At 63.2% G+C, this 25,215-nt stretch carries 26 protein-coding genes; 17 read left to right on the top strand and 9 right to left on the bottom strand.

Annotation, left to right across the window (positions count from 1 at the left end):
* Positions 1-66 precede the first annotated feature (66 nt).
* Together ubiE and ubiB are read left to right on the top strand one after the other, a co-directional pair.
* On the top strand, positions 67-819 hold the full coding sequence (gene ubiE, locus E1B25_RS13660) for a bifunctional demethylmenaquinone methyltransferase/2-methoxy-6-polyprenyl-1,4-benzoquinol methylase UbiE (protein ID WP_132830074.1): 753 nt from the start codon (positions 67-69) through the stop codon (positions 817-819).
* On the top strand, positions 816-2,351 hold the full coding sequence (gene ubiB / locus E1B25_RS13655; protein WP_132830073.1) for a 2-polyprenylphenol 6-hydroxylase: 1,536 nt from the start codon (positions 816-818) through the stop codon (positions 2,349-2,351). Before ubiE ends, ubiB begins: the two co-directional genes overlap by 4 nt.
* A gap of 130 nt (positions 2,352-2,481) precedes the next feature.
* On the opposite strand, the gene E1B25_RS13650 is transcribed toward ubiB, so the two are convergent.
* Positions 2,482-3,657, bottom strand: coding sequence for an acetyl-CoA C-acyltransferase family protein (locus E1B25_RS13650; RefSeq protein ID WP_132830072.1), 1,176 nt, complete (start codon positions 3,655-3,657; stop codon positions 2,482-2,484).
* A gap of 238 nt (positions 3,658-3,895) precedes the next feature.
* Between E1B25_RS13650 and E1B25_RS13645 the strand changes: the two genes are divergently transcribed.
* The 4 genes from E1B25_RS13645 to E1B25_RS13630 all read left to right on the top strand — a co-directional run bounded on the left by E1B25_RS13645 (position 3,896) and on the right by E1B25_RS13630 (position 7,823).
* Positions 3,896-4,462, top strand: a complete 567-nt coding sequence (locus E1B25_RS13645) for a helix-turn-helix domain-containing protein (protein WP_132830071.1) — start codon at positions 3,896-3,898, stop codon at positions 4,460-4,462.
* A gap of 110 nt (positions 4,463-4,572) precedes the next feature.
* Positions 4,573-5,760 (top strand): glycine C-acetyltransferase, encoded by a 1,188-nt coding sequence (locus E1B25_RS13640; RefSeq protein ID WP_132830070.1) that lies wholly within the window; start codon positions 4,573-4,575, stop codon positions 5,758-5,760.
* A complete protein-coding gene (gene tdh, locus E1B25_RS13635) occupies positions 5,757-6,800 on the top strand; it encodes an L-threonine 3-dehydrogenase (protein ID WP_132830069.1) in 1,044 nt (347 codons plus the stop codon). Before E1B25_RS13640 ends, tdh begins: the two co-directional genes overlap by 4 nt.
* Positions 6,801-6,866: 66 nt before the next feature.
* A complete protein-coding gene (locus E1B25_RS13630; RefSeq protein WP_132830068.1) occupies positions 6,867-7,823 on the top strand; it encodes a PLP-dependent cysteine synthase family protein in 957 nt (318 codons plus the stop codon).
* Here the strand turns inward: E1B25_RS13630 and E1B25_RS13625 are convergent.
* On the bottom strand, positions 7,820-8,548 hold the full coding sequence (locus E1B25_RS13625) for a metallophosphoesterase family protein (RefSeq protein ID WP_132830067.1): 729 nt from the start codon (positions 8,546-8,548) through the stop codon (positions 7,820-7,822). The two genes, E1B25_RS13630 and E1B25_RS13625, sit on opposite strands and share 4 nt — an antisense overlap.
* Positions 8,549-8,819: 271 nt before the next feature.
* Here E1B25_RS13625 and E1B25_RS13620 point away from each other — a divergent pair, with 271 nt between their 5' ends.
* Positions 8,820-9,185, top strand: coding sequence for a cbb3-type cytochrome c oxidase subunit I (locus E1B25_RS13620; protein ID WP_245510714.1), 366 nt, complete (start codon positions 8,820-8,822; stop codon positions 9,183-9,185).
* 91 nt (positions 9,186-9,276) lie between these two features.
* Here E1B25_RS13620 and serA read toward each other — a convergent pair whose 3' ends face one another.
* Both serA and E1B25_RS13610 read right to left on the bottom strand, forming a co-directional pair.
* Positions 9,277-10,875, bottom strand: coding sequence for a phosphoglycerate dehydrogenase (gene serA, locus E1B25_RS13615; protein WP_132830065.1), 1,599 nt, complete (start codon positions 10,873-10,875; stop codon positions 9,277-9,279).
* A gap of 88 nt (positions 10,876-10,963) precedes the next feature.
* Positions 10,964-12,109: a phosphoserine transaminase gene (locus E1B25_RS13610; protein WP_132830064.1), complete on the bottom strand. Its 1,146-nt coding sequence runs from the start codon at positions 12,107-12,109 to the stop codon at positions 10,964-10,966.
* Positions 12,110-12,359: 250 nt separating this feature from the next.
* Here E1B25_RS13610 and E1B25_RS13605 point away from each other — a divergent pair, with 250 nt between their 5' ends.
* Positions 12,360-13,415, top strand: coding sequence for an AI-2E family transporter (locus tag E1B25_RS13605; RefSeq protein ID WP_132830063.1), 1,056 nt, complete (start codon positions 12,360-12,362; stop codon positions 13,413-13,415).
* Positions 13,416-13,499: 84 nt separating this feature from the next.
* Complete coding sequence (gene serB, locus E1B25_RS13600; RefSeq protein ID WP_132830062.1) at positions 13,500-14,378, top strand: phosphoserine phosphatase SerB; 879 nt, start codon at positions 13,500-13,502, stop codon at positions 14,376-14,378.
* Here serB and E1B25_RS13595 read toward each other — a convergent pair.
* Entirely contained in the window at positions 14,375-15,001 is a 627-nt protein-coding gene (locus tag E1B25_RS13595; protein ID WP_132830061.1) for a class I SAM-dependent methyltransferase, read from the bottom strand. The genes serB and E1B25_RS13595 overlap by 4 nt on opposite strands.
* 93 nt (positions 15,002-15,094) lie before the next feature.
* Here E1B25_RS13595 and E1B25_RS13590 point away from each other — a divergent pair, with 93 nt between their 5' ends.
* Complete coding sequence (locus E1B25_RS13590; RefSeq protein ID WP_206338547.1) at positions 15,095-15,982, top strand: LysR family transcriptional regulator; 888 nt, start codon at positions 15,095-15,097, stop codon at positions 15,980-15,982.
* On the opposite strand, the gene E1B25_RS13585 is transcribed toward E1B25_RS13590, so the two are convergent.
* Positions 15,972-16,973: an asparaginase gene (locus tag E1B25_RS13585; protein ID WP_132830059.1), complete on the bottom strand. Its 1,002-nt coding sequence runs from the start codon at positions 16,971-16,973 to the stop codon at positions 15,972-15,974. The two genes, E1B25_RS13590 and E1B25_RS13585, sit on opposite strands and share 11 nt — an antisense overlap.
* A 170-nt stretch (positions 16,974-17,143) precedes the next feature.
* On the opposite strand from E1B25_RS13585, the gene E1B25_RS13580 reads away from it, so the two are divergent.
* The 4 genes from E1B25_RS13580 to E1B25_RS22150 all read left to right on the top strand — a co-directional run bounded on the left by E1B25_RS13580 (position 17,144) and on the right by E1B25_RS22150 (position 19,582).
* Positions 17,144-17,689: an invasion associated locus B family protein gene (locus tag E1B25_RS13580; RefSeq protein WP_132830058.1), complete on the top strand. Its 546-nt coding sequence runs from the start codon at positions 17,144-17,146 to the stop codon at positions 17,687-17,689.
* A 122-nt stretch (positions 17,690-17,811) separates the two neighbouring features.
* Entirely contained in the window at positions 17,812-19,005 is a 1,194-nt protein-coding gene (gene rlmN / locus E1B25_RS13575; protein ID WP_132830057.1) for a dual-specificity RNA methyltransferase RlmN, read from the top strand.
* Positions 19,006-19,144: 139 nt separating this feature from the next.
* Positions 19,145-19,351, top strand: coding sequence for a hypothetical protein (locus E1B25_RS13570; RefSeq protein ID WP_132830056.1), 207 nt, complete (start codon positions 19,145-19,147; stop codon positions 19,349-19,351).
* Positions 19,352-19,429: 78 nt separating this feature from the next.
* Entirely contained in the window at positions 19,430-19,582 is a 153-nt protein-coding gene (locus tag E1B25_RS22150) for a hypothetical protein (protein ID WP_165937616.1), read from the top strand.
* Positions 19,583-19,595: 13 nt separating this feature from the next.
* Here E1B25_RS22150 and E1B25_RS13565 read toward each other — a convergent pair whose 3' ends face one another.
* Entirely contained in the window at positions 19,596-20,441 is an 846-nt protein-coding gene (locus E1B25_RS13565; protein WP_132830055.1) for an LOG family protein, read from the bottom strand.
* A 261-nt stretch (positions 20,442-20,702) separates the two neighbouring features.
* Between E1B25_RS13565 and E1B25_RS13560 the strand changes: the two genes are divergently transcribed.
* Positions 20,703-21,623, top strand: a complete 921-nt coding sequence (locus E1B25_RS13560; RefSeq protein WP_132830054.1) for a threonine/serine dehydratase — start codon at positions 20,703-20,705, stop codon at positions 21,621-21,623.
* A 51-nt stretch (positions 21,624-21,674) separates the two neighbouring features.
* On the opposite strand, the gene E1B25_RS13555 is transcribed toward E1B25_RS13560, so the two are convergent.
* The gene (locus E1B25_RS13555) at positions 21,675-22,070 is read right to left on the bottom strand and encodes a VOC family protein (protein WP_132830053.1); all 396 of its coding nucleotides are present in this window, start codon (positions 22,068-22,070) and stop codon (positions 21,675-21,677) included.
* 92 nt (positions 22,071-22,162) lie between these two features.
* On the opposite strand from E1B25_RS13555, the gene dapD reads away from it, so the two are divergent.
* Entirely contained in the window at positions 22,163-22,990 is an 828-nt protein-coding gene (gene dapD, locus E1B25_RS13550) for a 2,3,4,5-tetrahydropyridine-2,6-dicarboxylate N-succinyltransferase (protein WP_132830052.1), read from the top strand.
* A gap of 74 nt (positions 22,991-23,064) precedes the next feature.
* Here dapD and E1B25_RS13545 read toward each other — a convergent pair whose 3' ends face one another.
* A complete protein-coding gene (locus E1B25_RS13545; protein ID WP_132830051.1) occupies positions 23,065-24,633 on the bottom strand; it encodes a choice-of-anchor L domain-containing protein in 1,569 nt (522 codons plus the stop codon).
* A gap of 180 nt (positions 24,634-24,813) precedes the next feature.
* Here E1B25_RS13545 and E1B25_RS13540 point away from each other — a divergent pair, with 180 nt between their 5' ends.
* Positions 24,814-25,176, top strand: a complete 363-nt coding sequence (locus E1B25_RS13540; protein WP_132830050.1) for a hypothetical protein — start codon at positions 24,814-24,816, stop codon at positions 25,174-25,176.
* Positions 25,177-25,215: the final 39 nt, after the last annotated feature.

The following is a 25,215-nucleotide window of genomic DNA, read 5'->3' as shown; positions in this document are numbered from 1 at the left end:
GGCCGCATTGTGCCTGCCCGTGTGCGCCCTATAACAAGGGCGGATCGCAAGGAACGGCAAGACCCCATGGCAGACCAGACGGACAAGACCACCCATTTCGGATTTCAGACCGTACCCGAGGACGAAAAGGCCGGGCGCGTGCAAGGCGTGTTCAATTCGGTCGCCTCGAAATACGACATTATGAACGATGTGATGAGCATGGGCATCCACCGCGTCTGGAAGGACGCGATGATGGATTGGCTGGCACCGCGTCCGGGGCAGACCCTGCTGGACGTGGCCGGGGGCACCGGCGACATCTCGTTCCGCTTTCTCAAACGCGCGGGCCACGGCCATGCCACCGTTCTGGATCTGACCGAACCGATGCTGGTCGAGGGGCGCAAGCGGGCCGAGGCCGACCAGATGGTCGAAAGCCTTGATTGGGTGGTGGGGGACGCCATGGCGCTGCCCTTTGCCGACAATACCTTCGATGTCTATACGATCAGCTTTGGCATCCGCAACGTGACCCGCCCCGCCGATGCGCTGGCCGAAGCCTATCGCGTGCTGAAACCCGGTGGCCGGCTGATGGTGCTGGAGTTCAGCCAGCTTCCCAACGCCGGGATGCAAAAGCTTTACGACCTTTACAGCTTCAACGTGATTCCGCGGATGGGCAAACTGATCGCCAATGACCACGACAGCTATCAGTATCTGGTCGAATCGATCCGCAAATTCCCCGATCAGGAGACGTTCCTGGCGATGATCCGTGCCGCCGGCTTTGACAACGCGAAATACCGCAACCTGTCGCTGGGCATCGCGGCGCTGCATTCGGGCTGGAAACTGTGAGGGGGCCGCACAACATCTGGCGGCTGATTCGCACCGGCGCGACGCTGGAGCGGACCGGCGCCATGGGCGTGGTGCTCGACGCATTCGAGGCCCCGCGCGCGCTGCGCATCCTCGCCCATGGTCTGGGCAAGCCCTTCATGTGGCTGGGCTACAAGGGCGATCCCGCGATGCCACCGGCGACCCGCGCGCTGACCGCACTTGGCCCCGCCTATATCAAGTTCGGCCAGGTGCTCTCGACCCGTCCCGACGTGGTGGGCGGCGATCTGGCGCAACAGCTTCGCGTGCTGCAGGACAAGCTGCCGCCGTTCTCTCGCGATGTGGCCAAGGCCGAGGTCGAGCGTGAGCTGGGGCGCCCGGTCGAAGAGATCTTTTCCGAATTCTCCGAACCGATCGCCGCCGCCTCTATCGCGCAGGTGCATCGGGCGCGGCTGGCCGAGACCGGGCAAGACGTGGCGGTCAAGGTGCTGCGCCCGGGGATCGAGCGCGCCTTCCGTCGCGACATCGACGCCTTTTACTTTGCCGCCCGCATTGTCGATCTGTTCGCACCGGGCGCGCGGCGGTTGCGCCCGATGGAGGTCATCACCCATTTCGACGGTGTCGTGCGCGGCGAGCTGGACCTGCGGCTGGAAAGCTCTGCGGCGTCTGAATTCGCCGCCAATACCGGCGAGGATGCCGGCTTTCGCCTGCCCGCGATCCTGTGGAACTATTCCGCGCGCCGCGTGATGACGCTGGACTGGGCCGACGGCATGCCACTGGGCGACAATGACGCCATCGACGCGGCCGGACTTGATCGCGCCGAGCTTGCCGAGCGGGTGCTGCAACTGTTCCTGAAACATGCGCTGCGCGACGGCTTCTTTCACGCCGACATGCATCAGGGCAATCTTAAGGTCGCGACCGATGGTGACATCATCGCCTATGACTTCGGGATCATGGGCCATATCGACGAATATACCCGCCGGGTCTATGCCGAGATTCTTTATGGCTTCATCCAGCGCGACTATAAACGCGTGGCCGAGGTGCATTTCGAGGCAGGCTATGTCCCTGCCGACCGCGATGTCGAGGAATTTGCCCGGGCGCTGCGCGCGGTGGGCGAGCCGATCTTCGGCATGGACGCCACCCATATCTCCATGGGGCGGCTGCTGTCCTATCTGTTCGAGGTGACCGAACGCTTTGGCATGGAAACCCGGACCGAGCTGATCCTGCTGCAACGCACCATGGTGGTGGTCGAGGGGGTTTCGCGCTCGCTCGACCCGCAGATCAATATCTGGCAGGCCGCCCGCCCGGTGGTCGAGGATTACATCAAGCAGTCGATCGGCCCGCGCGCGGTTCTGTCCGACCTGTTCAAGACCGCGCGGGTGTTGTCGCGCTTTGGTCCCCGCCTGCCCGGTCTGGTCGAATCCGCGCTGATCGCCCAGACCCATGACGGCGATCAACGCCCCAAAAGCAATCGCGGCGCGATCCTTGGGGCTGGATTTCTGGGTCTGGTGCTGGGCGCAGCGGCGGCGACGGTTGCGGTCCTTCTACTAGTCTAAGACCACTTCCCAATGAAAAGGCGCGCCGCAGATGTTGCGTCGCGCCCAGTCTCTTTTCAGCCGCTGTTCAGACTGTAAATGTCTTCGGGGGGAGCGTTGGGCATAACACCCATCGCTCCCCCCGAAGCAATCAGATCCGCTCGATTGCCAGCGCGATGCCCTGACCGCCGCCGATGCACATGGTGATCAATGCGCGTTTGCCGCCGGTGCGTTCCAACTCGTACATCGCCTTGACGGTGAGCAGCGAGCCAGTGGCGCCAACCGGATGGCCCAGCGCGATGGCGCCGCCATTGGGGTTCACCTTGGCCGGGTCAAAGCCAAGCTCGTTGCCGACTGCCAGCGCTTGGGCGGCGAAGGCTTCGTTGCTTTCGATCACGTCAAAGTCGCTGACCGAAAGCCCGGTCCGCGCCAACAGGTTGCGCACAGCCGGGATCGGGCCAACGCCCATCACCTCGGGGCGAACACCGGCATGGGCATAACCCAACACGCGCGCCTTGGGCTTCAGCCCGGCATGTTCGGCTGCTGCAGCCGTGGCCAGCACCACCGCCGAGCCACCATCGTTGATGCCGCTGGCATTGCCGGCGGTGACGGTGCCGTCCTTCTTGAACACCGGACGCAGCCCCGCCAATGCCTCGGCCGTGGTCTGTTTCAGGTGCTCGTCCACCTTGAATTCGACCATGTCGCGCTTGACCTTGACTTCAACCGGCACGATCTCGGCGTCAAAATATCCGGCCTCGATGGCGCGGGCGGCGCGAAGCTGGCTTTCCAGCGCAAAGGCGTCCTGTGCTTCGCGGCTGATGCCATGCTCTTCGGCGACGTTCTCGGCGGTGACGCCCATATGACCGTTGCCGAACGGGCAGTTCAGCGTGCCCAGCATCATGTCGAGCGATTTCACATCGCCCATTTTCGCACCCCAGCGCGCCTGCGGCATGATGAAGGGGCTGCGCGACATGCATTCGGCACCGCCGGCCAGCGCAAATTCCGCATCGCCCAGCATCAGGGATTGAACGGCGGAGACAATGGCTTGCGCGCCAGATCCGCAAAGGCGGTTGACGTTCATCGCCGGCGTGCCGCTGGGAACGCCCGCCTGCATCGCGACCACCCGCGACAAGTACATGTCGCGCGGCTCGGTGTTGATCACATGGCCGAACACCACATGACCGATCTGTGCGCCTTCAACGCCAGAGCGTTCCAGCGCTGCCTTGGCCGCCACGGTGCCAAGCTCGATCGGCGGGGTGCCGACCAGCGCGCCGCCAAAAGTGCCGATGGCGGTGCGGGCACCGTCCAGAATTACGATGTCGCTCATGTATCTCTCCCAAGTCTTCGAATTTGGCGCAGTATGCAGCCCTGGAATGCTGCTGTCTGCCGAAACGTTCCGTAACGAAACGCCGCGATGAAGCCCATGCGCCGGGTGGTCACACGGCAGCACACGGCGGCACCGGGTGTGGCACCGAGGGCAACGCAGGGGGCAGCATAAGAGGCGGCATAGCGGCAGCACCGGAGGAGGATTGACAGACGCACCCTGTCCGGTCACAAATTCCACCATGACGGAAACCGCTGCCGATATCCTGTCCCGCCTGCCCGCCCGCCTGAAACAGGCCCGGCGTGACAAAGGCCTTTCGCTGGAGGCGGTGGCGCGGCTTTCAGGCGTATCGCGTTCAATGGTCAGCCAGATCGAGCGCGGCGAATCCAGCCCCACCATCGCCACCCTGTGGAATCTGACCCGTGCCTTGCAGGTGGATTTCGCCGGCCTGCTCGACCAAGACCGCAGCGCCGAGCAGATCACCGTGCTGCGCGCCGGTGCGGTGCCCCAGATCAACAATATGGGGGCTGGCTGCCACATCCGCATTCTGTCGCCGCCGGAAGAGGCAGGGCAGCATGAGGTTTATGACATCCGATTTGATCGCGACGGCAAACTGGTGAGCCAGCCGCACCAGCGTGGCGCGCAAGAGGCGTTGACCGTGTTGAAGGGGCGCGTGCGCGTGACCTCTGGCGCGGCGGAGGATGTGCTGGAGGAAGGTGACACCGCCCGATATGCCGCCGATACGGCCCATGCCATCATGGCCGAAGGTGGCCCGGCCCGGGTGTTTCTGATCGTCAAGGATGCTTGAGTTAGGCGGCATCCTAATCCTGTAAATCGGACATACGTCCGTTATATTGTATTTTTTCTTTGACGCATTCCCATTGCTGTGCCAGTCTTTTGGTTAGCAAGGAGAGCGCCATGTCAGACCGATTCCTAGAAGAGATCTCTGCAACCCTGGCCCAAATTGACCGCGACGGGCTGTACAAGCGGGAGCGGTTGATAATCTCGGCCCAAGGCGGCGAAATCGATGTGGGCGGCGCCCATGTGATCAACCTGTGCGCCAACAACTACCTTGGCCTTGCCGATCACCCGGCCCTGATCGCGGCGGCCAAACAGGCGCTGGACGACAAGGGATTCGGGATGGCCAGCGTGCGGTTCATCTGTGGCACGCAGGACATCCACCGCGCGTTGGAGGAACGGCTGGCCGCCTTCCTCGGGATGGAGGATGCGATCCTTTACGCCGCCTGTTTCGACGCCAATGGCGGGCTGTTCGAACCGCTGCTGGGACCAGAGGATGCGATCATCTCGGATGCGCTGAACCATGCCTCGATCATCGACGGTGTCCGGCTGTGCAAGGCGAAACGCTATCGCTATGCCAATTCCGACATGGCGGATCTGGAGCGGCAGTTGCAAGCGGCACGGGCTGCGGGCGCGCGCCATATCATGATCGCCACCGACGGGGTGTTCAGCATGGACGGCTATCTGGCGCGGCTGCCCGAGATCCGCACGCTGGCGGATCAATACGGCGCGGTGATGATGGTGGATGATTGCCACGCCACCGGCTTCATGGGGCCGAACGGGGCTGGCACGCCGGATCACTTCGGCACCAGTGTGGACATCTTGACCGGCACGCTGGGCAAGGCGCTGGGGGGCGCGATCGGCGGCTATACCGCCGGGCCGCAACCGGTGATCGACCTGCTGCGACAACGCTCGCGCCCCTACCTGTTTTCCAATTCGCTACCCCCTGCCGTGGTCGCCGCCGGGATCGAAGCAATCGGGCTGATCGAACAGGGCGCCACGCTGCGCCGCCAACTGCACGGTAACGCCGCCTATTGGCGCGCCGGGCTGGACCGGCTGGGGTTTGACCTGCTGCCGGGCGAGCACCCGATCGTGCCGGTGATGCTGGGCGAGGCAAAGCTGGCGCAAGAGATGGCAGCGCGGCTGTTTGATGAGGGGGTCTATGTCTCGGGCTTTTTCTATCCGGTGGTGCCCGAGGGACAGGCGCGCATCCGCACCCAGATGAACGCCGCCCTGACGCGCGCGGAACTGGACCGCGCGCTGGGCGCCTTTGCGACGGCGGGCAAGGCCTGCGGTGTGATCCGATGAACCCCCGGAGCATGAAAGCGCTGGAGAAATCCCACCCGCGCGAAGGGCTGTGGATGATCAAAGCCCCCGTGCCCGAGATCGGCCCGGATGACGTGCTGATCAAGGTGCACAAGACCGGCATCTGCGGCACCGATGTGCATATCTGGAATTGGGACGACTGGGCCCAGCGCACGGTGCCGGTGCCGCTGATCACCGGGCACGAGTTCGCCGGCGAGATTGTCGAGCTTGGGCGCAATGTGGACGACCTGGAGATCGGCCAGCGCTGTTCCGGCGAAGGGCATCTGATCGGCCACCATTCTCGGCAGGCCCGCTCCGGGCGGTTCCATCTGGACCCGGAAACGCGCGGCATCGGGGTGAACGAACAGGGCTGTTTCGCGCAATACCTGAAACTGCCAGCCTTCAACGTCGTTCCCCTGCCCGATGCAATCCCCGACGAGATCGGCGCGATCCTCGATCCGCTCGGCAACGCCGTGCACACCGCGCTGAGCTTCGATCTGGTGGGCGAGGATGTGCTGATCACCGGCGCCGGTCCTATCGGCATCATGGCCGCCGCCGTGGCCCAGCATGTGGGCGCGCGCCATGTGGTGATCACGGATGTGAATCCCTATCGCTTGGCGCTGGCGGAAACGGTCACCGATGTGATCGCCGTGAACACGGCCGAGACCGATCTGCGCGACGTGATCTCGGATCTGGGGATGAAACAGGGTTTTGATGTCGGTTTGGAGATGTCGGGCAACCAGATCGCGCTGGAACAGATGGTCGAAGCACTGGTGATGGGCGGTCGCATCGCCATGCTGGGGCTGCCACCGGGCAAATCGCAGGTCGACTGGCGGCGCATCGTGTTCAAGGCGCTGACGATCAAAGGCGTCTATGGGCGCGAGATCTTTGAGACATGGTACAAGATGATCGCCATGCTGGAGGACGGGCTGGATATCTCGCGCATCATCACGCATCGTTTTGCGGCGGACGCGTTCGAGGCCGGGTTCGAGGCCATGCGCTCGGGCCAGAGCGGCAAGGTGGTGCTGGACTGGACCGGGTAAGGGGGCGCTGCCCCGTCTCCTGCGGAGACTCCCCGGGATATTTTGAGTGAAAGGAAGATCCGAGACATGGCATTGACGTCGATCCTTGGGGCCATCGGGAATACACCGGCGGTGTGGCTTGACCGGATGGTTGCGGCACGCGGGTTGGAGGGACGCATCTTGGCCAAGCTGGAGTACCTCAACCCCGGCTTTTCCAAGAAAGACCGCGCGGCGATGGGCATCATCGAGGCCGCTGAAGCCAGCGGTGCGCTGGTGCCGGGGCAGGTGGTCGTGGAACTGACCAGCGGCAACATGGGCACCGGGCTGGCCATCGTCTGCGCGATCAAGGGCTATCCTTTCGTTGCGGTGATGAGCCGGGGCAATTCGCCCGAACGCGCGCGGATGATGGCGGCGCTGGGGGCCGAGGTGGTGCTGGTCGATCAGGCCCCCGGATCGGTGCCGGGCGAGGTTTCGGGCATTGATCTGGCGCAGGTCGAGACAGAGGCGCAGCGCATAACGCAGGCGCGCGGGGCCTTTCGCGCCGATCAGTTCGGCCATCCGGGCAATGCGGCGGCGCATGAGGATGGCACCGGGCCCGAGCTTTGGGCCGATTCGGACGGCACGCTGACCGCCTTTGCCGATTTCGCCGGCTCGGGTGGCACCTATGGCGGCACGATCCGGGCGCTAAAGGCACGCAACCCGGATCTGCGCGGCTATCTGTTGGAGCCTGAGGGGGCGGCGGTGCTGGCGGGGCAGACGCTGCGCCAGCCGGGGCATCCGATTCAGGGCGGTGGCTACGGGATGGAGCGCCTTGTGCAACTGTCCGGCGCGCCTGTGGATGGCTATCTCGCCATCAGCGGAGAAGCCGCGCGGGACACCGCCCGCGTGCTGGCCCGTGAAGAGGGGATCTTTGGCGGGTTCTCCGGCGGTGCCAACGTGGCCGCCGCGCTGGAGTTGCTGGCGGGGCCGGAAAAGGGCGGCGTAATCGGCGTGATCATCTGCGACAGCGGGTTGAAGTACCTATCGACCGACCTCTGGCCTTAGGGGGTCAGCGGCACCCGCCCCGTGTCGGTGAGCAGCCAGCAGTCGCGCCCCTCGAACACCGCCGGATGCACCGGGCGGCCATAGCCGCCACCGCCATCCAGATCGACGCGGTTGCCGAAATGCTGCGGATGCTCCAGCGCGGTATGGCCATGCACCACCAGCCAAGGATGCGGGCGCGGATCCGTGAGAAAAGGATCGCGGATCCAGATCAGATCTTCGGCGTCCTGCGCCTTGAGCGGGACACCGGGGCGGATGCCGGCATGGACAAAAAGCAGTTCCTCCCGTTCGATCCGGCGCGGCAACCCGTCGAGAAAGGCCAAATGCTCTGACGGCACAGCCGCCCGGGCGGCGGCGCAGAGATCAGCGGCAGCTGCCCCCTCCTCGACCGTGACACCATAGGAGGCCAGCGTCGCCAGCCCGCCAATGCGCGGATGCGGCCAGAGCAGCCCGGATTTGATCCGCGCGTTATGCACCGCCCCTTCGGACAGAACCCGGCGGAACATGTCGTCGTGATTGCCGCGCAGCACCTGCCACGACCGTCCCGCCGCCTGCCCCTGCATCAAACGCTCGATCACACCGCGACTATCAGGGCCGCGATCCACCAGATCGCCGAGAAAGACGATCTGCGCACCGGACCCGCCATCGGCCTCGATGAGGGAGAGCGCGCGGTCAAGTTGGTCGAGATGGCCGTGGATATCGCCCACGGCATAGATCGGATCGGTCATCGGGAGAGTCCTTTCGCCCGCTTGATGCCCTATGCGCCCCCTGAGGAAAAGGGGCGAAGGGCCGCAACCCTGTCGCGCAGCCCATGACGGGGTTGCGGAGTTGGAATTCGTAGCCGCCATCCTGCCAGCCGATCCGGGGGCCACGCCAGCCTGCAGGACGTCGACCACATATTGACGGGCGCAATATGGTATCATCCGAAATTCACAGGGCCGCAGGTAGACGGCTGATCAACGGGAAGGAACAACAATGAAGGGAATTGCACGCTATTTCATGTTGCTGGCGCTGATTTGGGTCATCCTCGGGATGGTCTGGGGCCTTCAGATGGCGGCCACGCACGATCACACGCTGGCGCCGGCGCATGCACATTTGAATCTGGTGGGATGGGTGACCTTCGCGATTTTCGCGTTTTACTACCACCTGGTGCCGGCGGCGGCCTCGGGTCTGTTGCCAAAGCTGCACCTTGCATTGGCAGTGTCCGGCGTTGTGCTGATGATCCCGGGAATCGCAATGGTGCTCACCCGGAAAGGCGAGACGCTGGCCCAGATTGGATCGCTGCTGACGCTGTTTTCAATGATGCTCTTTGCCCTTGTGGTCTGGCGCAGTGCAGCGAAATCGACACCGGGCGGCGCGATCTGAGCCGCCAAGCCCGCACGAGCCTCGGTGTAAAAACGAAAACGGGCGCCGCACCTTGTGATGCGACGCCCGGATCAATGCAGACGGGTAGCGATCAGGCCACGTCGAAGGCCAGCGGGCGCACCTGCCGGAACAGACCGGTGTCCTTGAGCTTGGCCGCCACCGCGTCGGGCAGTTCTGCGTCGACGTAAAGCAGCGCAATCGCCTCACCGCCGGCCTGTTTGCGGCCAAGGGTGAAGTTGGCGATGTTGACGCCGCTCTCGCCCAGAGTTTTGCCCAAGGTGCCGATGATGCCCGGCACGTCCTCATTGGTGGTATAGATCATATGCGAGCCGATCTCGGCGTCGATATTGATGCCCTTGATCTGGATAAAGCGCGGCTTGCCGTCGCTGAACACGGTGCCCGCAATCGAACGTTCGCGGGTTTCGGTCGCGATTGTCAGCTTGATATAGCCATCAAAAGTGCCCGTTTTATCCTGATTGGTGGTGCTGATCTTGATGCCGCGTTCCTTGGCGATCACCGGCGCGCTGACCATGTTCACCTCGGGGTTCACGCTTTTCATGATGCCGGCCACGGTCGCGCAGTTCAGCGCGTCGAGGTTCATCTCGGCGGCAACACCGTCATACAGGATGTTGATCGCCTTGATCGGCTCGTCGGTCATCTGGCCGATAAAGGCCCCGAGATGGCCGGCCAGCTTGATCCAGGGGCCCATCACCTTGGCCTCTTCGGCGGTCACCGACGGCATGTTGAGCGCGTTCTGCACGGCCCCGGTCAGCAGATAGTCGGACATTTGTTCCGCCACCTGCAGGGCGACGTTTTCCTGTGCCTCGGTGGTGGCGGCGCCCAGGTGCGGGGTGCAGACCACGTTGGGCAGACCGAACAGCGGGTTCTCGGTCGCCGGTTCCTTGGAGAACACGTCAAAACCCGCACCCGCGACATGACCCGATTTCAGCAGTTCGGCCAGCGCCTCTTCGTCGACCAGACCGCCACGGGCACAGTTGATGATGCGCACGCCCTTCTTGGTCTTGGCTAGGTTTTCCTTGCCCAGAATGTTGCGGGTCTGGTCGGTCAGCGGCACGTGCAGGGTGATGAAATCGGCGCGTTTGAGCAGCTCGTCCAGATCCTCGATCTTTTCGACACCCATCTTGTCGGCCTTTTCCTCGCCGAGGAAGGGATCATAGGCGATGACCTTCATCTTCAGCCCGCGGGCGCGGTCGCAGACGATCCCGCCGATATTGCCAGCCCCGATTACGCCCAGCGTCTTGCCGGTCAGCTCGGAGCCCATGAATTTCGACTTTTCCCATTTGCCGGCCTGGGTGGAGGCGCTGGCTTCGGGGATCTGGCGGGCGACGGCGAACATCATCGCAATCGCATGTTCGGCGGTGGTGATCATGTTGCCGAACGGCGTGTTCATCACGATCACGCCCTTTTTCGACGCGGCTTCCTTGTCGACATTGTCGGTGCCGATCCCGGCCCGGCCGATCACCTTGAGGTTGGTGGCGTTCTCAAGGATCTTTTCAGTCACCTTGGTCGCCGAGCGGATCGCAAGGCCGTCATACTGACCGATGATTTCGGCCAGTTTATCTTTGTCCTTGCCCAGGTCGGGCTGGAAATCCACCTCGATGCCGCGATCTTTGAAGATCTGCACAGCGGCGGGAGAAAGCTTGTCGGAGATGAGAACTTTGGGGGCCATCTGTCTGGTCCTTTGCATATGAATATGGGGAACGCGCACCCCGGATCGGTTCCGGGGCGGCTGGGATCTGGGAAACGCGGGGGCGCGGTTACGCCTGAGCGGCGAGCGCTTCCTGGAAGGCCCATTTGAGCCAGAGCGTCAGCTTTTCGACATCCGCCGACTCGATCGTCGCACCACACCAGATGCGCAGACCTGCCGGGGCGTCACGATAGGCGCCGACGTCATAGGCCGCGTCATAGGTTTCCAGCTTTTTGGCAACCGCCTTGGCAAAACCCGCCGGATCGGTGATCCGATCATCGGTGAACTTCAGGCAAACGCTGGTGTTCGACCGCGTTGCCGGATCTTCGGCCAGATTGGCGATCCAGTCGTTGCGGTCACAGAAATCCCACAGCACCTTGGCGTTGGTATCCGCGCGCTTCATCAGTTCGGGCAGGCCGCCGATCTTGCGGGCCCAGTCCAGCGCGACGAGATAATCCTCGACCGCGAGCATGGAGGGTGTGTTGATCGTGGCACCGGTAAAGATGCCGTCGATCAGCTTGCCGCCCTTGGTCAGACGAAAGATCTTGGGCAGCGGCCATGCGGGGGTATAGCTTTCCAGCCGTTCCACCGCGCGCGGCGACAGGATCAGCATACCATGAGCCGCTTCGCCGCCCATCACCTTCTGCCAGGAGAAGGTGGTCACATCCAGCTTATCCCAAGGCAGGTCCTGGGCAAAAGCGGCAGAGGTGGCGTCGCAGATGGTCAGGCCAGCGCGGTTGGCCGGGATCGCATCGCCATTGGGAACCCGCACACCCGAGGTGGTGCCGTTCCAGGTAAAGACGACGTCATTGTCGAAATCGACCGTCGCAAGATCAACGATCTGGCCATAGTCGGCGGTTTTCACCTCGGCGTCGATCTTGAGCTGTTTCACCACATCGGTGACCCAGCCAGAGCCAAAGCTTTCCCATGCCAGCATCTCGGCCTTGCGGGCGCCCAGCATGGACCACAGCGCCATTTCGACAGCGCCGGTGTCCGAGGCGGGCACGATGCCGATTTTATAGTCGGCGGGGATCCCGAGAATCTCGCGCGTGCCCTCGATGGCCGCCTTCAGCTTGTCCTTGCCGACAGCGGCACGGTGCGACCGACCGAGTGCGGCGTCAGCAAGCATATCAAGGGAAAAATGGGGGATCTTGGCGCAGGGGCCAGAAGAAAAACGCGGATTCGTCGGCCGCGATGCCGGTTTGGTCATAGCCATTTAAGCTACCCTTCCAGATAAATGCCCCTCGTTGGGGAGGGGTGTCCCACTGGCCGGATTAAGCAGATGCCTTGGGTTCCACAAGCGCAAAAATGACGCTAGAGCGCCACTTGAGCAAACAAACACGACATTCCTGCCGCCTATCGGAAACCTTTGGCAAAAGCCCGGTGAAACAACAGCACCATTGCCGCCAGCGCCCCGGACTGATTTTCTGGCAGCTGTGAAACCGGGCGCAACAGGGGAACGGCATATGCAAACACGGGGCCTCAACAGATTGCTGGCGGTGACCTGTTCCGTTGCCTTGCTGCTGATGATCGGCTGGCTGCTCAAGGCGGGGCAGTCGATTCTGCTGCCGGTGCTGGTGGCGATCATCGTGGTCTATATCCTGACCACAGCTGCCGACTCGATGGCGCGGCTGCCGGTGCTTGGTCGGTTGCAGCGGCGCTGGCGGCGGCTGATCGTGCTGGCCGGGATGGTTACTGGCGTGTTGATCCTGGCCGCCTTCGTCACCTCGAACGCCACCGCGATCTCGGCCGCGATCCCGCGCTATGCCCAGAACTTCGACGTGCTGCAAACGCAGTTCCTCCATATTCTGGGGGTTGATGAGCTACCCAACTGGGCGCGGCTGTCCGAAGGGCTTCTCGATCTGGTGGACATCACGACGCTGATGCCCACCGTGCTGAGCACGATCACCAATGCCGGCTCGATCGTGGTCGCCGCCGCGCTTTACGCCGCCTTTATCATTGCTGAGCTGGACGGATTTCCGGCAAAGACGCGCCGCGCCTTAGACCAAAGCGAACAGGCCGAGCGCACGCTGGAAGTCGTCCATCAGATCAACGAAAAGATCGGCGGCTATCTGGCGGCAAAGACGCTGGTCAACGTGGTTCTGGGGCTGGTGTCGCTGGGCGTTCTGTGGCTGCTTGGCATCGATTTTCCGGTCTTCTGGGCCATCGTAATCGCGCTGTTGAACTACATCCCCTATATCGGGTCGGTCATCGCGGTAGCCTTTCCGGTGACCACGGGCTTGGTGCAATATGCCTCGTTCGGACACGCGGCGCTGACCTTGGTGGCCTTGATGGTCCCGCAAATGGTGGTGGCCTATTACATCGAACCGAAATTCCTGGGCCATTCGGTGAACCTCAGCCCGTTCACCGTGCTGTTGTCGCTGGCGATCTGGTCCGGGCTTTGGGGGATGATGGGGGCGCTGCTGGCCATCCCGTTGACGGCCATGGTGATGATCATTCTGGCCGAACTGCCCAGCGCCCGCTTCATCGCCGTTCTGATGTCGCAAACCGGCGATCCGTGACCCCGCGTGCAGGCAGGGCTGGCCCTTTGCCCATTGTGGGCGCTATTACCGGCGCGAATCTGCATCTCTGACCGGAGCCGCCCCATGTATATCGCCACCCTGCTGACCGCCCCGACCGGGCCCGAGATCGACCCGGCGCTCCTGTCGTCGCTGCGCAATGCATGGGGTGGGGGCGATGTGATCTGGCTGGCCCCCGGACGGGCGGCAGAATTCACCGTGCCCGAGATCCCCGGCAACCGCTGGGAGGTCTGGGACGAGCTGCAAAAGATGCGAATCGATCTGGTGGTCCAGCCCGCCCAAGGGCGCCGGAAACAGATGCTGATCGCCGATATGGACAGCACCATGATCGAGCAGGAATGCATCGACGAGCTGGCCGACATGGCCGGGGTCGGCGACCGGGTCAAGGACATCACCGCACGGGCGATGAATGGCGAACTGGATTTTGAGGGCGCCCTGACCGAGCGGGTTGGCCTGCTCAAAGGGTTGCCCGAGGCGGTGATCGAACAAGTGCTGAAAGAGCGGATCACCTTGATGCCCGGCGGGCAGGTGCTGCTGGCGACGATGCGGGCGAACGGGGCCTATGCGTTGCTGGTTTCAGGCGGGTTCACCGCCTTCACCGGGGCGGTGGCGGCGAAACTCGGCTTTCACGAGAATCGCGCCAACACGCTGCTGGTGGAAAACGGCGCGCTCACCGGCGATGTGCAACGCCCGATTCTGGGCCGCGCGGCCAAGGTCGAGGCGCTGGAACAGGTCACCGCGCGACTGGAGATCGCCAAGGAAGATGTGATCGCGGTCGGCGATGGCGCCAATGATCTGGGCATGCTGGGGCTGGCCGGAACCGGCGTGGCGCTGCACGCCAAGCCCACGGTCGCGGCGCAATGCGACGTGCGGGTGAATTTCGGCGACCTGACCGCGCTGCTTTACCTTCAGGGCTATGCGCAGGGTGATTTCGTCGCGGGTTAGCCGGGCCGGCGCGCCACCACGAACAGCGATTCCGGCGCCCCGGTAAAGGTGCGCGACTGCTCCAGTTCGAACCCGGCGCGGGTGATCGCGGCCTCAAGATCCTGTTTCGACAGGATCTTGATATAGGGCGCGCGACCGACCATCTGCATCACCCGGATCAGCGGACGGAACAACCAGTTCATCTCGGCGATGCAGCCGGACTTGGAAATGAACAGCCCGCCCGGTTTGACCCGGGCGTGAATCGCCTCCAGCGCCACATCAAGATCCGCGATCAGATGCAAAAGGTTGAACGCCAGCACCGCATCAAAGGGCACCGCCTCTGGGGCGGGGGGCGCGAGAGCATCGGCGACAAAGCACAGGTTGGCGATGCCCGCCGCCTGTCTTTTACCCTCGGCGATGGCGATCATCTCGGGCGAGATATCGCTGGCAGTCAGGGTCTTTACATGCGCTGCGAGGTGCAACGCCGTTGTCCCGGTGCCGCAGCCCAATTCCTGCACCCGATCACGCGGTGTCAGCAGGGCAATGGTCGCGCTCAAGGTTTCGGCATAGGCGGTCGGGTTGCGCACGGGTCGCTTGGCATATTTTGCCGCGATCCCGTCCCAGAAGGTGGCGTGGGCAATCATCGTTAAATCCTGTCACTCATATACCCTTGGCACATAGGGACAGGAGGCATTTTTTGAATTGCCCGAAACCGCATCCGTCGTATACGTTTTTGCATGCATTGGAGCAGCATCCGTTTCGACTGGAATCAGGCGCGCGCCTTTCTGGTGACCGCCGAAGAGGGCTCTCTCTCGGCTGCGGCGCGGGCGTTGGGCATGACCCAGCCGACGCTGGGCCGTCAGGTCGCAGCGCTGGAAGAGACGCTTGGCGTGCAGCTGTTCGACCGGACCGGGCGGGCGCTGCAACTGACCACGGCCGGGCAGGATCTGTTGGAACAGGTGCGCCGCATGGGCGAGGCCGCCGGACAGTTTTCGCTGATCGCCACCGGCCAGAGCAAATCCATCGAAGGCCATGTGACGATCACGGCGAGCGATGTCGTCGCCACCTCTCTGCTGCCTCCGGCGCTGACACGGCTGGCGCGGCTGGCCCCCGGCATCACGATCGAGGTGGTCGCCTCGAACGAAGTGCAGAACCTGCGCCGGCGCGAGGCCGATATCGCCATTCGCCATGTACGACCGGACCAGCCCGACCTGATCGCGCGCAAGCTCAAGGACGACGCGGCGCGCTGCTATGCCACCGGGGCCTATCTCGACCGCTTTGGCGAGCCGACAGATCTGGGCGATCTGAGTGGCGCAATCTTTGCCGGGTACGAACCGGTTGATCGATTCCTGTGCGAAATGCAGACGCGCGGGCTGGCCATCACGCGCAAGAATATCCGCTTTTCGTCCGCCAGTGGCGTGATGCTGTTCGAGATGGTCCGACGCGGCGAGGCCATCGGGGTAATGACGCAGGAACTGGCCAGCCTGATCCGCGATGCGCGCCCGATCCTGCCCGCGTTTCCCCCGATCCCGGTGCCATTCTGGCTGGTCAGCCACCGCGAGTTGCGCACCAACCGTCGAATCCGGCTGGTGTTCAACCTGCTGGCGAAAGAGCTTAGCCGTTGATCAGGGCCGAAGCCGGGCGAATCTGACCGACCTCGATCTTGCGGCGGTTCAGCTGCGGCGGGGCCATCCGTTTCAGCGTTGCCGGGTGGTTGGCATCAAGCACGCCCAGACCGCTCAGAATCGTGGTGATGGCGCATTCGCTGCCCCGCGTCGCCCCGTCAGTGATCTTGATCGCCACGCCCATCCGCTTTTCGGGGATGATCGCCACGAACACCCCCTCTGCCCCGGTCTTGACCGCAACGCGGCCGTCCATCGCGCGCATCAGCTCGGTGCAGGCCCGGCCCTCGCCCGCGACCAGATCGGGGTGCGCGACCATTGCGCCAACAAGCTGCTGCGCCGCCAGACTGGAGCGGTCGCTGCGATCGCCCGCACTGGCAAACCAAGCCATCGCGCGGGCCAGCCCGTGCAAGGTGGTCTGGAAATTCGGGGCCGAACATCCATCGATGCCATAGCCGGGGCTGGTCTCGCCGGTGACCTCTTCAAAGGCGTCGCGCACGGCGCGCTGCACCGGGTGGTCAATCTCGACATAGTCAGGGCCCGCGCCCATATGCTGCGCCAGCGTCAGGAACCCGCAATGCTTGCCCGAACAATTGTTGTGATACTGACAGGGCTGCTCATCGCCGCGAATCAGCGCATAGCGCTCGTCATGGTCATCGGGCACCTGCGGGCCGCAGCGAAAATCGCTGTCGCTCAACCCCAGATCGCCCAGCCAGGCCCGCACCCGAGAGGTGTGAATCGCAGCCCCGTTGTGCGAGGAGCAAGACAGCGCCAACTGCTCGGTGCTGAGCCCGTATTTCGCCGCCGCCCCCGAGGTCACCAGCGGCAGCGCCTGGATCATCTTGCACGAGCTGCGCGGATAAATCAGCGCCTCCGGATCGCCCCAGGCGCGCACGATCTGACCGCTGTCATCGCAGATTACGGCATGTCCAAGATGCTGGCTTTCGAGCAAATCGCTGCGCCAGAGTTCGGCCATCGGTACAGGGTCGGTCATGAATCGCTCCGGATTTTGGCGAAATCCCGCCAATCGCTCTTTCGCCCGTGGCGCAAGTTACGTTACTGTGGCTATGTCGGCAAGCGACGGGTGCGCGATGACAGACGGCAAACAAAGGCCGCGTGCGCCCCTGAAAATTGAGGTAGAGGGCAGTCTAGGAGGCTGGACAGATGGCATCGAAACACGTCCGCGCGCTGGCGGGCCTGTGCCTGGCCGGAATGGCCGCAATCACCATGGCACCAACCGCATTCGCACAGGAAGAAAGCACCAACCGCGTCGCCGCTGAGACCGATTGGAGCGTCTTTGTCGAGAACGACCCCAAGGAGTGCTGGAGCGTTTCAGCACCCAAGGAGACCGTAAACACCCGCGACGGACGCGTGGTGGCGGTGCGGCGCGGCGATATTCTTTTGTTCGTGTTCTACCGCCCCGGTGCGGATGTTGACGGACAGGTCACCTTTACCGGCGGCTATCCGTTTGCCGGTGGTTCGACCGTGAATCTGGATATCGGCGGCACCGAATTTGAACTGTTTTCCGAGGGCGAATGGGCTTGGCCCGCGACCGAGGCTGACGACGCCAAGATCATCACCGCGATGAAGCGCGGCTCGTCTGCGATTCTGACCGCGCGATCAAGCCGCGGCACCCAGACCAAGGACACCTTCTCGCTGCTGGGCTTCACCGCCGCGGTCGAGGATGCCGAGAAACGCTGCGCCAACTAAGGCGTCGCACTTGGGTCTGTGACTGGCTGCGCCCCCTGCGGGCGTGGCCGAATCCCTTTTGAATTTGGCGAAAACCCCTATATAGGGGCCACTCTGTCCGATAGATTTGAAAGCCACCGACCATGTCAGCCCCCATCTCTGCGCCAATCACCCAGGATGTCATGACGATCCCCCGCAAGCTGCCGGAGGGGCCGATCAACCTTGTCGGGCTGACTCGCGATCAGATGCACGCGGCGCTGATCGCGGTGGGCACGCCCGAAAAACAGACCAAGATGCGCGTGAACCAGCTTTGGCAGTGGATCTATCAATGGGGCGCGCGCGATTTCGCGCAGATGACGAATCTGTCCAAACCCTATCGCGCCCTGCTGGCCGAACATTTCACCATCGCGATCCCCGAAGTCGTCAGCAAGCAGGTCAGCAGCGACGGCACCCGGAAATACCTGGTGCGCATCGCGGGCGGCCATGAGGTCGAGGTTGTCTATATCCCGGAAGAGGATCGCGGCACGCTCTGCGTCTCAAGCCAGGTTGGCTGCACCCTGACCTGTTCCTTTTGCCATACCGGGACGCAGAAACTGGTGCGCAACCTGACCGCCGGTGAAATCGTGGGCCAGGTGATGATGGCGCGCGACGATCTGGACGAATGGCCAGTGCCCGGTGCGCGTAACGACGAGAGCCGGCTTTTGTCCAATGTCGTGCTGATGGGCATGGGCGAACCGCTGTACAACTTTGACAACGTGCGCGACGCGATGAAAATCGCGATGGACCCCGAAGGCATCCAACTGTCACGCCGCCGGATCACCCTGTCCACCTCCGGCGTGGTGCCGGAAATCGCCCGCACCGCTGAAGAGATCGGGTGCCAACTGGCCATTTCCTTCCACGCCACCACGGACGAGGTGCGCGATTTTCTGGTGCCGATCAACAAGCGCTGGAACATCGAGGTGTTGCTGGCCGCGCTGGCGAGCTATCCCAAGGTGTCAAATTCCGAACGGATCACCTTTGAATACGTGATGCTGAACGGGGTGAACGACACCGACGCAGATGCCCACCGGCTGGTCAAACTGATTCGCGATCACAAGATCCCGGCCAAGATCAACCTGATCCCGTTCAACGAATGGCCCGGTGCACCCTACAAGCGCTCGTCGAACAACCGGATTCGGGCCTTTGCCGACATCCTTTACCAAGCCGGTTTTGCCAGCCCGGTCCGCACCCCGCGCGGCGAGGATATCATGGCCGCCTGTGGCCAGTTGAAATCGGCCACCGAACGCGCCCGCAAGTCGCGCAAACAGATCGAGGCCGAGGCCGGGCTCGGGGGGTAAACCGCGCCCGATCGTTCCCGAAAACGCGAACAATCGCGCGACCTGCCCCGAAAAGATCACATTTCAGATACAATTAAGCCGCGGTCAACAATCAGTTTCCATACTGCAAACAATGGTACGAGTGCAGGAGGACTTTAAGATGGCCCATGTAATTTGTCGGCAACCCGTTGAGACCCCGGTTCTGGATCTGCTGGTGCGTGAACGCGCCATGGCGGTCAGCGCGCGGGAATGGAAATTCCGGCTGGCCGGATATGGCTATGCGATCAAGGACGTAGCGGGCGCGCAGGTCGTGACCAAGCTGCCGCAGAACATCGAACTGGGTGTCCTGACGACGCAAATCCACTGACGCACATCCACTGACGCAACGCCGCAAGCGGCACCCTGTGGCGCTTTCCGCGCTGGATCAGCCAACCCCCTTGGGCAGGTGGATCCAGCGGAGATCGGCGGCAGCGAAAGGGGGCAGCCCTTTCAGATGGATGTCACGCTCAGCCGGGCCAATACCGCGCTGACAGATCGGATCACATTCCCCTCGACGGCTTTGACCGGCAAGGGGCTATCGCTGCTGGGATCGACCTGATCGCCTTCAGGAGTCAGTCGCGTCCGGGGATGGCGTCTCGCGGCGGTGCGGGTTCCCAGTTCTCGATGATCTCGACCGCCTCTTCGGCGCTGTCGACAAAGCGGAACAGGTTCAGATCCTCGTCCGAGATCGTGCCGGCATCGGCCAGTGCCTGCCAGTTGACCACCCGCTCCCAGAACGCGCGCCCGAACAGCAGGAACGGCACCCGGTCCATCCGTCCGGTCTGGATCAGGGTCAGCGATTCGAACATCTCATCCATTGTTCCAAAACCGCCGGGAAATACCGCGATGGCACGCGCGCGCATCAGGAAATGCATTTTGCGGATCGCGAAATAGTGGAAGTTGAAGCTCAACTCGGGCGTCACATACTGGTTCGGCGCCTGTTCATGCGGCAGCACGATGGACAGGCCAAGCGAAATTCCCCCCGCCTCATGCGCGCCGCGATTGCCGGCCTCCATCACGCCCGGACCACCGCCGGTGGTGATCACATATTCGCGATTTCCGCTGGCCAGCGACTTTTCCGTCATAAGCCGGGAAAATTCGCGCGCAACCTCGTAATAGGCGGACAGCTCGGCCAGGGTTTTTGTCCGCGCCGTGTGCTTGTGCGCCGGGTCGGGGATGCGCGCGCCACCGAACAGCACGATGGTGCTTTCGATCTGGCGCTCGTCCAGCAGCAGCTGCGGTTTCAGCAATTCCAGCTGGAGCCGCACCGGGCGCAATTCGTCCCGACACATGAATTCTTCGTCGGTAAAGGCCAGCCGGTAAGAGGGCGAGCGGCTTTGCGGGGTGTCAGGAACCCCCCGCGCTGCGGTGGTGTCCGAATGCGCGTCGCGCAAGACGCTATTGCGATCATCATCCATAAAACTGACCCCGAAAATGGCTTCAGGCCAGCCTTATCGCGTTCCCCCGGCAGTGGCCAGACACCCCGGCTTTCAGACCGGGAAAACCGGGATCAGGCGAAATCGACTCCGTCGCGCCCGATCGGCCAGCTGGGCTTGCCGCCAGGGATCGCCTTCTGTCCACCATGTCCGGTATCGCGCCAAGGGAGTGTGTCGCGGGCCGTTGCCCTGCCCGGTAAAGCCCGGTTATCTGGGACAAACGCGAACCGGGAAGGACAGGCTATGGTGGATCGTCAGGATATCGACGCGGCGGCGGCGCGGATTGCCCCCCATGTGGTGCGCACCCCGGTGATGGATGTCGCGGGGTTTGGCCTGCCTTGGTCGGTCGAGTTCAAGCTGGAGCAGGTCCAGCATACCGGCAGCTTCAAGGCGCGTGGCGCCTTCAACACGATGCTGGGCGGCCCCGTGCCAAAGGCTGGGCTGGTCGCGGCCTCGGGCGGCAATCACGGCGCGGCGGTGGCCTTTGCGGCGCGGGCGCTGGGGCACCGCGCGGCGATCTTCGTGCCAAAAATGGCGGGGCCAGCCAAAATCGGTCTGATCGAACGAACCGGGGCCGACCTGTATGTGGTCGACGGGGAATACGCCAATGCGCTTCAGGCCGCCCAAGCCTATGAGGCCGAGACCGGCGCGATGCAGATTCACGCCTATGATGCGCCCGCCACGGTGGCGGGTCAGGGCACCTGCCTGCGCGAATGGGAGGACCAGGGGCTGCGCGCCGAGACCGTGCTGATCGCGGTGGGCGGCGGCGGGCTGATCGCCGGTGCGATGGCGTGGCTGCGCGGCGCGCGCAAGGTGGTGGCGGTAGAGCCTGAAACCTCCTGCGCGCTGAACGCCGCGCTCGGCGCCGGCGCACCCGTGGATGTGGAGGTCTCGGGGATCGCCGCGAATGCCTTGGGGGCGCGTCGGATCGGGCAGATCTGTTTCGATCTGGCGCGAACGTTCAAGGCCGAGTCGGTTCTGGTCAGCGACGAGGCCATCGCCACCGCCCAGCGCGCGCTTTGGCAAGAGCGGCGACAGTTGGTGGAACCGGCGGGCGCTACGGCACTGGCCGCGCTGATGTCGGGGGCCTATGTGCCCGCGCCCGGGGAACGGGTGGCGGTGCTGGTCTGCGGCGGCAATGTCGCGCCCGATCCGCTGGGGTGACAGGCCATGCCAAGCGCGCGGCCCGGCATGGCGAAACAGGCGGGGTAGCCGTTACAAATACCGCCCACCGCGCTGCAACACCTCGATCTGATAGCCGTCCGGGTCGGCGATGAAAAAGAACTGTGCGATCACCTCACCGGCGGGCGCAAAAGCCACGATATCGCGCGGAGCGAGCCCGGCCGCTTTGATCCTTGCGTGTTCCGCCTCCAGATCCGCGACCGAAACCGCCAGATGGCCATAGCCGTCTCCCAGATCATAGGGTTCGGTGCGGTCCTTGTTCACCGTCAGTTCCAACTCGAACCCGGTCTCGTCGTTGCTGAGATAGATCAGCGTGAATGTGGGATACTCCAGCCGGTCGGCGATCTTGAGGCCAAAGGCCATGTCATAGAAGGCGACCGAACGTGCCTCGTTCAGGACGCGGATCATGCTGTGAATGGCTTTGGCCATGGGTATCTCTCCTTGCAGGGGGGCTGACGGATTGTCGCCAAGCGGCGCGCCCGCTATAGGGCATGAAACCCGATCCGACGAGGAGAGAAAAGATGTCTAACGCCCAACTGGAAGCCGCCATCGAAGCCGCGTGGGAAACCCGCGATACCATTACCCCCTCGACCGGAGGCGAGACCCGCGACGCCATCGAAGACACGCTGAACGCGCTGGATTCGGGTACGCTGCGCGTCGCCGAGAAACAGGCCGACGGATCGTGGCATGTGAACCAATGGGCCAAAAAGGCGGTTCTTCTAGGATTCCGCATCAAGGACATGGAAGTGCACGACAACGGCCCGCAAGGCTCGGGCTGGTGGGACAAGGTCGACAGCAAGTTCAAAGGCTGGGGTAGCAAGGAATGGCAAGCCGCCGGGTTCCGCGCGGTTCCCAACTGCGTGGTGCGCAAATCGGCCTATATCGCGCCCGGCGTGGTGCTGATGCCGTCGTTCGTGAACCTGGGCGCCTATGTGGACGAGGGCACCATGGTCGACACCTGGGCCACCGTGGGCAGCTGCGCCCAGATCGGCAAGGGCGTGCACCTGTCCGGCGGCGTCGGGATCGGCGGCGTGCTGGAACCGATGCAGGCCGGCCCGACGATCATCGAGGACAATTGCTTTATCGGTGCCCGCTCCGAAGTGGTCGAAGGCGTGATCGTCCGCGAAGGCTCGGTGCTGGGCATGGGCGTGTTCCTCGGCCAGTCCACCAAGATCGTCGACCGCGAAACCGGCGAAGTGATGTATGGCGAGGTGCCGCCCTATTCCGTCGTTGTCGCGGGCACCATGCCCTCGAAGAACGGCATCAACCTGTATTGCGCGGTAATCGTGAAGCGGGTGGATGCGCGGACGCGGTCCAAGACCGGCATCAACGAGTTGCTGCGCGATTGACTTCGCGGATCATCCGAAACGCGAAAGGGCGGCCCCGGTGGCCGCCCTTTTATATTTTGCCGTCAAGGCTGGCGTCAGGCGTCCAGCAAAGCACGGCTTTCATAGCTTTTCAGCGACGGGCGTGCCGCAGGGCCATAGCCGAAATCGGCAGCGGCGCGGGCATCCGGCATCAGGCGCAGGATCTCGTCACGGGTGTCGGCATCGAAGCTGCCGATGGTTTCCTGCCCCGGATGATAGCTTTCGCTGTCCAGCCCGTTGCCGCGAATGATCTGGTGACTGTCGAACATCACATGCACGTAAGTCACCTGCGCCCCATCGCCGCGCAGACGGATGGTAGCGCCGTTCACCAGATCCTTGGCCTTGACCAGAACCTCGCCCTCGCCGAACAGCAATTCGGCCTGCGGTGAGCGCATCAGAACGCGGTGGTTCTGCGACAGCTCGGCGGTGCCATGATCGCCCAGCGTACCCGCGGCAATCACCACCGGCGCATCCTGTCCGCTTGCCCGGCGGGTGCTGCTCCCGCACCAACGCACCGGCTGCGGGCCGTCGTCGCGGGTCATCACCAGATCGCCGGGAACCAGATCCTCGACCGCGACCATGCCATTCGGGGTCTCCACCATCGTGCCCGCCACCAGGCAGGGGAGCGTCTTCATCTCGACAAAGGCGGTGTCGGTATTGCCGTCCTCGTCCTCGACCTCGTAGGTGAACACATTGGTTTCGGCATCGTCATCGGTAAAGACGGTGATGGTGCCATCGGCGTTCAGTTGCACCTCCTCCCCCGAAGGGAGCGTGATGGTATCACCCGCCACAACATCCTGACCGTTGATCTGGGTGATGGTCAGCGTTCCGCCAACCGAACTGGAATCGTTTGCGAGCAGGTCGAACGTGCCGGTTTCGCCGACCACTTCGATCTCGTCATCGCCAGCGATCAGCGCGGTCTGGATCGAATCGCCCGCGATCAGCAGGTTACTGTCGTAGATTGCGTCGCCCGCATCGGCGATGCCAATCTTGATCGTGTTTTCCTCGCCCGCGTTGACCGGCGCCTTGAGCGTCAGCGTCACGGTCAGCCCGTCCATCTCGGTATTGTAGGTGTCATCATCGCGCGGGTTGTCGAGATAGAGGTTCTCGTTGTCCACGTCGTTGATGTTGTCGATCGAGATATCACCGGTCCCGACCGTCATTTCGGCCTGCACCCCGTTCACCCAGATCCCAACCGTATCGTTGAAACCGGAATGGACATATTCCAGATATTCTTCGGACGAGAACGTCACCTGCATGGTCAGGGTGTCGCCATCGGGCACGAAGGTGGCTTCGAACACGGCGGCGTCATAGGTCTGATACCCGGCCAGAGCGGTGAGATCGGAATCCCCCGGATCGTAGTTGTTGGTCGAGGTGTTGGTCGAGGTATTCGCGTCGCCGGAGGAATTCGTAACATCCTCGGCCTCACCCGTCGACAGGATGACACCGGTGTCCGACGGCGTCAGGTCCGGCGCATCCGCATCGCCGTTTGTATAGATGCCCGAGGCATCGCTATCACCGGTATAGCTGGCTGAGACAATGTTGATCCCGCTGCCGAACATGGACTCTGCCATGTCCATCGCGGATGCGGACGTGTCGATAGAAAGCTCAGAAGCTGTAACCATAACTCTGCCTCAATATAAATTGGTGGCAACTTTTCGCCGCCTGTTCTTATGCTCAAGGTATGAATAAAGAATTGGGCGAAAATATGCACTTTTCTCAGTATTTGCAGAAACTTTTCCGGATCACCGCGTCAGATCGGCCACGCTTGACCAGGCCAAGGCAAAGGGGATAAGGCCCGCAGGATGACACACAAGGATAAACCCTCCCGCCAGCAGGTCTATACGCTGCTGGTTCAGATCGGCCGCAAATCCGGCGACGGCCTGCCCAAAGGCGCGACTGGCGCGGCGCTCATGTGCTTTGCCTCTGGCGTAGACGAGGCCGAGGCGGTGCGCGAAACCGTGGCGATCCTGAAACACGCCGAGACCGCGCCGCTTGATGTCACGGGTTATGGCACGTTGGACGAACGGCTTGAGGCCGGGCACGAAATCGACGACGAGGAACGCGGGCTGATGCAGCGGGCGCTGGACGAAAATTCGGTGATCGTGGCGCAGATGACGCCGTTTTTCGACGATGCCCCCGAACCGGACTCCTTCATCCTGCACTGATTGGCGGTTGCTGATCCAAGACGGCGCTGTCGGTCAGAC

The organism is Antarcticimicrobium sediminis, from assembly GCF_004348975.1.
Classification (GTDB): domain Bacteria; phylum Pseudomonadota; class Alphaproteobacteria; order Rhodobacterales; family Rhodobacteraceae; genus Antarcticimicrobium; species Antarcticimicrobium sediminis.
This window is presented reverse-complemented; position numbering and strand designations above follow the sequence as displayed.